General features: G+C 70.7%; 7 protein-coding genes. 1 reads left to right on the forward strand and 6 read right to left on the reverse strand.

All coding sequences use genetic code 11. From position 1 onward, the window contains the following. Positions 1-342 precede the first annotated feature (342 nt). Positions 343-1,371 (forward strand): LacI family DNA-binding transcriptional regulator, encoded by a 1,029-nt coding sequence (locus ACH4SE_RS21800; RefSeq protein ID WP_398545070.1) that lies wholly within the window; start codon positions 343-345, stop codon positions 1,369-1,371. A gap of 147 nt (positions 1,372-1,518) precedes the next feature. Here ACH4SE_RS21800 and ACH4SE_RS21805 read toward each other — a convergent pair whose 3' ends face one another. The 6 genes from ACH4SE_RS21805 to ACH4SE_RS21830 all read right to left on the reverse strand — a co-directional run bounded on the left by ACH4SE_RS21805 (position 1,519) and on the right by ACH4SE_RS21830 (position 10,909). Then, a complete protein-coding gene (locus tag ACH4SE_RS21805) occupies positions 1,519-2,361 on the reverse strand; it encodes an SMP-30/gluconolactonase/LRE family protein (protein ID WP_398545071.1) in 843 nt (280 codons plus the stop codon). Between the two features lie 1,261 nt (positions 2,362-3,622). Next, positions 3,623-4,087 (reverse strand): VOC family protein, encoded by a 465-nt coding sequence (locus ACH4SE_RS21810; protein WP_398545072.1) that lies wholly within the window; start codon positions 4,085-4,087, stop codon positions 3,623-3,625. Then, complete coding sequence (locus ACH4SE_RS21815; protein ID WP_398545073.1) at positions 4,084-6,204, reverse strand: radical SAM protein; 2,121 nt, start codon at positions 6,202-6,204, stop codon at positions 4,084-4,086. The genes ACH4SE_RS21810 and ACH4SE_RS21815 overlap by 4 nt, the downstream gene beginning before the upstream one ends. Further along, positions 6,201-7,673, reverse strand: coding sequence for an NAD(P)/FAD-dependent oxidoreductase (locus tag ACH4SE_RS21820; RefSeq protein ID WP_398545074.1), 1,473 nt, complete (start codon positions 7,671-7,673; stop codon positions 6,201-6,203). The genes ACH4SE_RS21815 and ACH4SE_RS21820 overlap by 4 nt, the downstream gene beginning before the upstream one ends. A gap of 111 nt (positions 7,674-7,784) precedes the next feature. After that, positions 7,785-9,182 (reverse strand): salicylate synthase, encoded by a 1,398-nt coding sequence (locus ACH4SE_RS21825; protein ID WP_398545075.1) that lies wholly within the window; start codon positions 9,180-9,182, stop codon positions 7,785-7,787. A gap of 65 nt (positions 9,183-9,247) precedes the next feature. After that, positions 9,248-10,909, reverse strand: a complete 1,662-nt coding sequence (locus ACH4SE_RS21830) for a (2,3-dihydroxybenzoyl)adenylate synthase (protein ID WP_398545076.1) — start codon at positions 10,907-10,909, stop codon at positions 9,248-9,250. Positions 10,910-11,045: the final 136 nt, after the last annotated feature.

The raw sequence follows: 11,045 nt of genomic DNA on the forward strand, positions 1-11,045 counted from the left end.
CTCTGAGCACCCGCCAACGCTCTGTAACATCAGGCCAGCACGGCACCGTCCAGTCCCGGCGTTGACCGAAAGGTTTTCGAAACGTCGAAGGTGAGAGGACGGTGGAGTGGGGAGGCGATGACCGTGGCTGATGCACCGCCGGTGACGGACGAGGACGACGGCCTCCAGGCCGCGATGCCTGCACCGGCGACGACGGCCGGCTCCGGCCCGCGGCAGGCCGCGCGTGCGACTCCCTGTCGCCGCGCCCCCTGCGGGTTGCCGTACGGTTGGGCGGGCCCACCCGCGTGGCCGGCCATGGCCGGCGGCTCACCACACCGGTGGACGTACAGCTGAGAGGAACCGATGCCACCGAACGCCAGGCGTGCCACTTTGGCTGACATCGCCCAAGCAGCTGGGGTCTCCGTCGCCACCGTGTCCAAAGTGGTCAACGGTCGCGGTGACGTGGCGGCGCAGACCCGCGCCCGGGTGCAGGAACTGCTGTACCAGCACGACTACCTCGCACCGGTGTTCCGCCACACCGACGCCCTGGAGAGCCCGATCATCGAGGTGCAGTTCCAGGGCGACGTCAAGTCCTACGTGGCCCGGGCCCTGGAAGGCATCATCGACTCCGCCGCCGAGGCAGGAGCCTCGGTGGTGATCAGCAAGGCATCCCGCACCCCGCACTGGGCACGGGATCTCGTCTCAGCCGGACGCCGCGCCCTCATCGTGGTCACCAGCGTGTACACCGCCGAGCACCTGAAGGAGCTGGCTCGGGCCGGGCTGCCGATGGTCGTGCTGGACCCGCTTCACCTGCCCGACAGCCGGGTCCACAGCGTCGGGGCGACCAACTTCTCCGGCGGCCTGGCTGCGACCCGGCACCTGCTCTCCCTCGGCCACCGCCGTGTCGCCTATCTCGGCGGACCGGCCATGGCCGTGTGCAACCAGGCACGCATGCACGGCTATCGCGCCGCCATGGAGGAGGCGGAAGGAGCGCGTGTACCCGACGCCTACGTCCGGCCCGGAGAATTCACGTACGAGACCGGCCTGCTCGGCGCCTCGGCACTGCTGGACCTGGAGGAGCCGCCGACGGCGATCTTCACCGGCAACGACGAGATCGCCCTCGGTGTCATCGAGGCTGCCCGCGCCCGGGGCCTGCGCGTCCCCGAGGACCTGAGCGTGGTCGGCTTCGACGACACGGACATCGCTCGGATGGCGTCACCGCCACTGACCACCGTGCGCCAGCCGTTGAGGGAGATGGGCGGTGCCGCCCTCCGTACCGCCCTCCGGCTGGTGAACGGAGACAAGGTCGAGTCCCACCACATCGAACTCGCCACCGAACTGGTGGTACGCGCCTCAACGGCACCGCCCCGGGAACGGGACGTCACCACGTAGGTCATCGCAGGCGGGGACCCTTCGGACGGGACCGGCGATCCACTCAGGGGTGTCCTGCGCGCGGGCCGCCGCGAGTTGGAGACAGGGGTCTGGAGGCCTCGACGGGCCGGAAGCGGTTTCCCGGTCGGGTTGATCGTGGGGCTGTGTTCAACTCGAAACACCGGGAACGTAGAAGTCGGCAGGCCGTCCCGGGACGTCCACGTCGGCCGCGAACAGCAGTCCCGCGTCCGGTTCCTCCGCGATGCGGCGGGGGCTGTAGTCCTCCTGCGACGTGGTGATGAACAGAGTCTGCAGCTCCGGACCGCCGAAGCAGCAACTGCTCACCTGCCGTGCGGGCAGGTCGATCCGTGCGACGACTTCGCCGCTCTGTGTGAAGCGCAAAACGGCACCTGCTCCCCACATGGCGATCCACACACAGCCCTCCTGGTCAATGGTCATCCCGTCCGGCGCGCCCGCACCGGGTGCGATGGCGAACGCGGTTTCCTGCGCGGCAATACGTCCGTCTGCGGCAACGCGGAGCCGGTCGACCCGCTGGGTGGGCGTGTCGATGTACAGGAATTCGTCGGGACCTGTCCAGGCCATGCCGTTGGAGATGGTGACCTGCTCGAGCACGGGAGTGCTGACGTCGCCCGCCAAGCAGTGCAGGGTGCCGGCACCGGGGGTCCGGTCGTGAGCCATGCTGCCCGCCCAAAACCGCCCCCGCGGATCGCACTTGCCGTCGTTCATCCGGGTAGCGGGCCGCCGCTCGCGCTCTGGTTCGGTGAGGGTCCGAAACGTGCCGTCGGAGCGCAGCCGGGAGAAGCCGAACTCGGTGGCCACGATCCAGCCTTGGCCGGCATCCGTGCACGGGACCACGGCAGCGACCGCTTGGCCCGCGTGGTAGGTGCGTTCCAGGTGCAACTGCCGGCCGCGGGGGTTCCACCGCGCGCTGTGGATCAGTCCGCGGTAGACGTCGACCCACATCAGCTCTGATCGGGTGTGGTCCCACACCGGCCCCTCCGCGTGGTGGGCCCGGTGTTCCGTGCACGGGCCGGCCGGGTAGGCGCGCACGCCGCTACCCCCGGCCCGTCGTGGCTGCGCCATGGAGCCCTGCAACATCTGGCGTCAGCGAGGAATCGAGGGGCCGGGGGGGGAGCGGGTCGGTCGAGGTATGCGTGGTGCGAGGGTGGGCGCTCAGCGTGGTTGCCGCGATCTCGCCTGCCGGGGCGCAGGCGTGTGTGGTCGGGGCCGTGGTGCGGTCTGCGGAGCGGGCGGTGGCAGGGGCTGCGGCCGCGCCGTCGACCGGCGCCCGCAGAGCAGCGAATCGGGTCAGCGTGCGTGTCATCGTTGTTTCCTTTCGTCGGGGCGTGCGCGTAGCCGGTCTGCGACGACGGCGACCGCCAGGACTGCGCGGAGAAGAATCTGCCGGTGGTAGGGGAAAGGCTGCATGATCACGTGGCCGCTGTTCATCAGACCAGGAGGATCGCGCCCAGGGCAACGCCCGGGCTCGGAGCGTCACCTCTTTGTCCTTTGGCAGAGCCCGCCCACACTCCCCGTCCGACCACCCACCCCGGCCGAGGGTGCAGCCGCCATCGCCCGAAGCCCACTACCGAAGGACCGTTGAACCACCATGTCGGCAACGCAACCGGCCGACCCCTTGAACCCCAAGATCATAGGTTCAAGGGTTTCCACAGGTCAGTGGCGCATCGGGTCACATCTGACCGTTCACCTGAGCTGGGGTTGCTCGTCTGCCCGCATGGCGTGTGGTCCCAAAGTGGTCCCAGGGGTATGCGCACGCTGATTGCACGGCAGACTGCGCCTGTGCAGATTGGGACACGACAGGCGGAAGCCGCTCGACTGGGCGCCACGGTCGCCGCTGTGATCCTGTCTCCGCTCCTCATCCTCGTGGGTGGCCCACTCGTGTACCGCTTCCTCCGCCACGTGTACCGAGAGGACGGGCCGGGTCTCTTCGACAAGGAGCGGGGCTGGGTACACCCCGGATACTTCCTGGTGATGAACCCTCTCCTTCGTACGCTTACCTGGCCTACGGAGAGGCTCTGCGACACCTACCAGGCTCTGCGGGGTTGGCCAGTACGTCGGCCGTAGCCAACCGCTCCGCTACCAGGCCGGCCCCAGGCCGGAAGACCAGTGCGGTGCCCCCGCCGTGGCCTCGTACGGCCCCGTCCAGCGCGGCCTTCGTCCGCATGGACGGCATGCGATTCGGCCGATGCGGCGTGCCCGCGGCGCAGGGGTGCTGGGGGCACCGGCCGGGTCAGGCCGGCTCACGTGTCGCCGAGGCGCGCCTGATGATCTCGTCGACGGGGAGGCGTTCGATGTGCGTGGACACCATCCAGCGGTGGCCGAAGGGGTCTTCGAACATGCCGACGCGGTCTCCGTATGTCTCGTCGGCGACCTCGCGCAGTGCGCGGGAGCCGCCCGCGAGGGCGCGGTGGAAGACCTCGTCGACGTCGTCCACGTGGACGCTGATCGCCACCGGAGTCCCGCCCACGGATCGCGGTCCGGGCGCACCGTGTTCGGGGAACTCGTCGGCCAGCATGACCACGGAGTCCCCGATCTGCAGCTCGGCGTGACCGATCCTGCCGTCGGGCTCCAGCACCCTGATGCGTTCCGTGGCGTCGAAGACGCCACGGTAGAAATCGATGGCCGTATCGGCGCCCGCGATGAAGAGGAACGGCGAGACGGAGGGGTAGTGCAGCACTCCGGAGTTTTCCATCATTTACCTGTCGTTCCGGGGCGTTCGCCCTGTGGGAGCGCCATGCGCCTGCCCGGGGCCCGACCGGGCGTGGGGACACGCCCACCGGGCGGGATCGCGGCGGGGAATGCGAATTCGGCGTCCCGCAGCGTGGACACCATGCCCCGCCAGCACAGGACCACGTAGCGGCTGAAGGAGTAGTGCGGGTGGTGGTCGGCGAGCAGTTTCGCCGGTGCGCTGACGCGCCCGGTGACCTCGCCCCCATCCGGGTGGGGCAGCCGGGGAGGCAGATCTCCCGCCTCGCTCAGCGCGGCCAGTGTCTCGACCGGGACGGTGAAGACCGCCTGCTCGGCCTCACCCGTGATCATGGAGCGGAACACCGAACCGGCAGCGAGGTCGAGTCCGACGACGGGCCGGAGGCCGTCACGGTCGGGTCGGGCCTCCTCCGGGAGCCGGCTGAGCAGGAAGTCGACGGCTGCGTCGACGAACCGGGCCAGCCGGGCCGGGTCCTGCACCAGGCGGTGCAGGATCGCCTCGTAATGGATCTCCTGTCGGCCGTAGAGGTCGCCGTTCCCCACTTCGAGGCCCAGCTCGCCCTGGAGCAGATCACGGTCCAGGCTCTCCGGGTCGGTCCAGGCGGCCCGGTAGTTCTGCGCGATGGCGTGCGTGACGTCGTCCGCGGCCCCGTCGAAGAGGAAGTCGCGAAGGAGGTCGCAGAGGTCCACCAGCCGCACCCCGGCGTCCTTCGCGAGGACCCGCAGGGTGCAGCGCAGCAGGGATTTCTGGAAGACGTGCAGGCAGAGCCGGAACTCCAGCCCTCGCAGCCAGTCCTCCTCGGTCATGTCGGCATGTGCCACCACCACGTCGCCCGTCAGCTCGGGATCGCTGACGTCGAACGGGAGGTTGCGCACGACGATCTTCTGCTCCTCGCGGAAGCTCTCCCGGGTGTAGTCGGTGTTGTTCAGGAGGAGCAGCGGGAACATGACCGGTGCCCCGCCCGCAGCGAGGGTCTCCTCCACACCGGCCAGGAAGCTGCCGTAGGTCTCCCCCGGCATGCCCCAGATCAGGTCGGTGTAGGTGGGGATACCGAGCTTGCGGAACTCCGACTGGAGCCGGCGGAAGTTGTCCAGCCGAATGTTGGAGCGCTGGGCCAGGTCGAGGACGGTGGGGCTGAAGGACTGGGTGGAGATGGTGACGGGCGCGAGCAGGCCCCCGTCGCGCAGCAGTGCTGCCGTCTCCAGGATCCGCTTGTTGCAGTTCTTCGCCCAGGTGACGAAGAAGTCCAGCTTTTTGCCGTACCGCTCGCAGATCTCGACGAGCATCCGGGCGATCTCCACGTCCCTGGGGAGGATGCCGAAGTTCGCGTCCGCCAGGGCAAGCATCATGTTCGGGCCTGCCAGCCGTACGGCCCGGTCGAGGTCCGCCGCGATGCGTTCCATGGGGAACTGCCGGACCTTCGAGTTGACCGCTCCTCCCCAGTAGCAGAACGCGCAGCTGTACGGGCACCCGCGATTCGTCTCGTACACCAGCAGGCTGGTCGACGCCAGTTCGGCGTCCGGGTAGACGGACAGCGGCGAGGGCACGGTCGACAGGTCCGCGATGCGGGCGGGCGGCCTGGTGGTGACGGGCCGGCGGTCGCCGCCGGGCTCCGACCAGTAGGTGAGGCCGTCGATGGACGCGAGCCCTTCCCCGTCGTGCAGGAAGGATCGCAGGAGGTCGACGAACCGCAACTCGCCCTCGCCGTGGACCAGTACGTCCACCCAGGGGGCTTCGGCGAAGAGCGCGTCCTGCTGGTAGCTCACGTCGTTGCCGCCGGCGACGATGCGGCAGCGCGGCCACCGCTCCTTCACTCGCCGGGCGAGTTCCAGGGACTGGGCGCGGTTCCAGAAGTAGATGGTGAAGGCCACCGCCAGGGGGTCGTCCAGCGCCGAGAGCAACTCCTCGCAGGCACGCTCGAACCACCGGCCTCTGGAGAGCAGCGCGTGGCGGCGGAAGGTGCACCGGGCCGACACCTCGCTGTCGGCTTCTGCCGCCGCTTGCAGGTAGCCCAGTGTCGGGCTGTACGTCGCTCCGGCGATCGTCGTCAGGTCGACGAGGTGTACCTCGCGACGCCCTGCCCCGGGGCCGGCGGACGCGCTCATACGCTCGGCTCGACGGCTTGGGCGGCTTCAGCGGATCGGGGTGCGGCGATCCCCGCGCGCCCCTCGGCGGGGGCTTCGGCGCGGCGCAGGCCCAGCCGGGGTGAGGTGACCAGCCGCAGTCTGGAAGCCGTGTCGTAGAGGTCCTTCGGCGCGATGTCGACGAGGCCGAGGGCGGTGTCGTCCGGACCGGTGTCGGCGGCGGCTTCGGCGGGTGCGGGCGCGCCGCGGTCGACGGCCCTGCCGTGCTCGGCGTCGTACAGGTCGGACAGTCCGCCGACGACCTCGACGAAGGCCGCGTCGGATCGCTCGGACGTCTCGGGGGCGCCCGTGAGCCGCTGGGCGAGCCAGAAGTAGTTCGCCTTGCCCTGGTACTGGTGGTACATGCGGCCGACCATCGCGAACAGGCGGGTGTAGGCGTTGCGGAAGAGGGACTCGTAAAAGGCCAGCGCCTCGCTCTCGTCGACCGTGCCGTCGGCCACCGCGACGATGGAGGCGGCGGCGAGCAGGGCGCTGTACGACGCCACGTGGACGCCGGTGGAGAGCAGCGGGTCGAGGAAGCAGGCCGCGTCGCCGGCCACGAAGTACCCCGGGCCGCAGAACGAGCGGGCCGTGTAGGAGTAGTCCTGCTCGACCCGGGCCGAGGCGATCTGCCGGTCGCCGTCGAGCAGCGTGCGGACGGTCTCGGACTCCTGGACCAGCTCGCCCAGCAGGTCGTCGAGCGAGCCGCCGGACTTCCGCCGCTCCCGGAAGGCGGTCTCGTGCATGACGAATCCGACGCTGCGGCGGCCCTCGCGCACCGGGATCACCCAGTACCAGCCGTCGGGCGCGGAGATGATGTTGCTGCCGCCGCGCGGGGTCTGCGGGAGGAGGGTGTCACCGTCCCAGTACCCCCAGATCGCGACGTTGCGGAAGACCTCGTGCCGGGTGCGGTTCTTCAGCGTCTGCGCCGTGAGCAGCCCGGCCCGGCCCGAGGCGTCCACCAGGTGGGTGAAGCGGGAGGTGCGGACGCGTCCGGGCTCCTCCGCCGTCGTCCATTCCGCGGCGACGGGCCGGTCGCCTTCGAAGACGACGCGCTTGACGGTGGCGCCCTGCACGACCCGGGCGCCCCGCTCGGCGGCGTTGTTCAGCAGGAGGTGGTCGAACTCGCCTCGCTCGACGGACCAGGAGCGTACTTCGGGCCCGAAGAGCGCCGACCAATCGGCGATCCAGTCCTGCTCGGCGCCCCAGCGGAACAGGCCGCCGTGCTTGCGGAGGAACCCGGCCGCGTCCACCTTCTCGGCGGCGCCGGCGAGTTCCAGCACGGGCCGGCAGGAAGAAGCCAGGGCCTCCCCGATGTGGTAGCGGGGAAAGACCTCCTTCTCCAGCAGCAGGACGTCGACGCCCGACCCGGCCAGCAGGGCTGCGGTCAGGGAACCGGCCGGGCCGCCTCCGACCACGAGGACGGTCGGATCGTCAGTGGGTTCGGTCATGGTGCACTCCCGGTGCGTTCGGTGCGGCTCCGGCGCACACGGGTCCGGTCAGCGGCCCGTGCGCACGGAGTTCGTTGGGGTGGATGAACTGTCGTTGCTCTTCGCGGGCGGTCATCGGCCCGTACCGGTGGCCGCCACGAGATGGGCCGAAACGCTGCGCAGCTTCTCGCAGGTCTCCTCCAGCTCCCGCCCGGGATCGGACTGCTGGACGATGCCGGCACCGGCACGCAGCCAGGCGCGGCCGGATTTCTCGAAGACGGTGCGCAGCGCGAGGGCGGCGTCGAGGGAGCCGTCGCTGTCGACGGCCAGCACCGCCCCGCCGTACACCTCGCGCCGGGTCTGCTCGTGGCGCCGGATCGCTTCGAGCGCCGCCGGTTTGGGCACGCCGGAGACGGTGATGGCGGGGAAGGTGGCGGCGAGGGCGTGCCAGCAGTTCGCCCCGGGGGCGAGCGTGCCGGAGATCCGGGAGGCGAGGTGGTGGACGCTGCCGCGTTCCTTGACGACCATGTCCTCGTCAAGGGAGATGCTGCCCGGCCGGCACACGGCCGCCAACTCCTCGACGGCCGCGGCCACCGAGATCCGGTGCTCGTGAATCTCCTTGGGGTCGCTCAGCAGTTCGGCGCGCAGCCGTTCGTTCTCGGCGGCGTCGGTGGTCCGGGCCCGGGTGCCGGCGAGCGGCTGGCTCTGCACGCGACCGTCCGCACCGACCGAGACCACCACCTCCGGGCTGAAGCCGGCGGCGCGCACACCCCCGGCGTCGAACAGGAAGGACCGGGCCGGGGTGTTGTGGCGACGGCCGAGGACGAAGGTCGCCACCAGGTCCACGGGGTGGGGTACGGGCACGGTCCGGCTCAGGACGACCTTGTCCAGCAGTCCGTCGGCGATGTCGGCCACCGCGTCGGCGGCGGCCTTCCGGTACAGCTCGCCGTCCAGGTAGAGGTCCGGCCCCGCGGCGGCCCGCAGCGGTTCCGGCCTGTCCCGGGGCCGGGTGACGTCGGCGGCCAGCCGGTGCAGCGCGTCCGGGTCCACGCTGCGCAGGACGGCCCGTCCGCCGGTGATCCGGACCTCGTCGCGCGGTACGACCAGGTGCAGCAGCGGCCGGGCCGCCGCCCCGGGGGCCTGCGCGCCGGGCACGAAGGTCTCGGCGAGTTCGAAGGCGGCCCAGCCGTACGCGCGCCACCCTGCGATCGGCAGGTCGTCCAGCAGCCGGGACAGGACGTCCAGCGGTCCGTTCCGGAGCGGCTCCCCCGTCGGGGTCCGGTCCCGGCCCGGGCCCGGGTCCGGGTCCGGCCAGGCGACGCTGCGCCGGTCCGTACCGCAGGTGTAGTGCACGTGGCAGGCGTCGATCGTGAGTTCCGCCAGGGCGCCCGCGCAGAACGTCCAGGTGCCGTCCCGCTCGTGGACGACGTGTGTCTCGCCCTGATGTGCGGCGGCCAGTCCGGCAACGGTGAGCAGCGGGTCGTGCGGTGCGGCGGCCTCGGTCTGCCGATAGTGCTGTCGTGGAGGCATCGGTCTCTCCCTCGGGCGGTTCGCCCGGGTGGTCGGCGGGGCGGGAAGTCGGTGTGCCGCGCTGGTCAGGCCGGCGTCAGCGGCGCGCCGGGCACCGGGAGTCCGGCCGCGAGGTCCGCGGTGAGCCGGCGCTTGTCGACCTTTCCCGCGCCGGTGCGCGGCAGCGCGCCCACGATCTCCAGCCGGTCGGGGATCTTGTACGCCGCCAGGCCCCGGTCCCGCAGGAAACAGGCCAGGTCGGCAAGGCTCGGAGCCGCTCCGTCGGGGACGACGCAGGCGCAGGTGCGTTCGCCGAGCAGGGGGTCCGGAAGCCCGACCAGCGCCGCGTGGGCCACCTGGGGGTGAGCGGTCAGGTGGTCCTCGACCTCGGCCGCCGGGACCTTCTCGCCGCCGCGGTTGACGACGTCCTTGATCCGTCCCTCGACGACGAGGTGCCCGGTCGGGACGGCCCGGACCAGGTCCCCGGTGCGGAACCAGCCGTCGGCGGTGAACGCGGTGGCGTTCTGCTCGGCTGCCCCGTAGTAGCCGCGCACGGTGTACGGGCCGCGGGTCAGCAGCTGGCCGACCTCCCCCGGCGGCACGTCACGGTCGTCGTCGCCCACCACTTTGATCTCGTCGGCTGCGGAGAGCGGGCGGCCCTGGGTGGAGAGCACGAGGTCGTCCGGGTCGTCGTCCCGGGTGAAGCACAGCAGGCCCTCCGCCATGCCGAACACCTGCTGGAGCCGGCAGCCCAGCTCCGGCCCGACGCGGGCGGCGTCGGCGCGGCTGAGCCGGGCGCCGCCCACCTGGAGTGTGCGCAGGCTCGACAGGTCGCGGTCGCTCCAGGCGGCTTCGGCGAGCCAGAGCTTGAGCAGCGGCGGGGTGAGTGCGGTGATCGTCACCCTTTCCTGCTCGATCAGCCGGAAGGCCCGGCCGGGATCGGCGTCCGCGGCGAGGACGACCGTGCCGCCGGTGGCCAGTGTGCCGAGCACACCGGGGCAGCCGAGGGCGAAGTTGTGCGCTGCCGGAAGGGCGGCGAGGTAGACGCTGTCCTGGTCGAGACCGCAGACCTCGGCGCTGGCGAGGACGTTGTAGGCGTAGTCCCCGTGGGTGCGCGGGATCAGTTTCGGCGTTCCGGTGGTGCCCCCGGACAGCAGCAGCAGCGCGAGGTCCGCGGGACCGGCTGCGGCGGCCGTCTCCTCGCCGGCTCCCGCCGGGTCGGCGTCGGGGAGGCGCGTGCCGCCGAGAAGGCGGAAGGGGTCGTCGTCGGCGGCGGCGCCGTCCGCCCCCGCCGTGAGAACGTGGCGCAGCGCCGGGTTCGACGCCCGGACGGCTTCGGCGAGAACGGAGATGTCGCTGTCGGCCGACTGCCGGGGAACGGCATATCCCACGGCTCCCGACAGCCGGCAGAGGTGGTCGATCTCGTTCTTCCGGTGACCGGGCAGAGCGAGGACCGCAATGGCCCGCATACGCAGCAGCCCGACGATAAGAAGTATGAATTCCAGGCCATTCGGAAGCTGGACGACGACACGATCCCCGGCGGTAAAGCCGAGACCACGGAGCCGTTGGGCCAATCGGTTCACCGCAGCATCCAACTGCCCATAAGTGATCATCTGACCGGAGGAGATCAGTGCAGGCCGGAAGGGGTTTCGCTGAGCCTGCACGCGCAATGCGGCATCGATCGAATCCGTGCTGAGTTTCATTCCGTTGATCCGAAAATTATATGGGTGGCCGACGCGGTGCAGCATGCGCTGCAAACCCTCCGCCCTGGAACCCGCGTCACGATAGCAGGGATCTGGCCTCCGGCAGTTTCCAGGCGAATTTTGCCGCGGACACACGACTGGTGTATGTCTTTCTGGCTATCCAATCGAACAGCGATGGGTG

The organism is Streptomyces sp. NPDC020983 (genome assembly GCF_044333485.1).
In the GTDB taxonomy this organism is placed as follows: Bacteria; Actinomycetota; Actinomycetes; order Streptomycetales; family Streptomycetaceae; genus Actinacidiphila.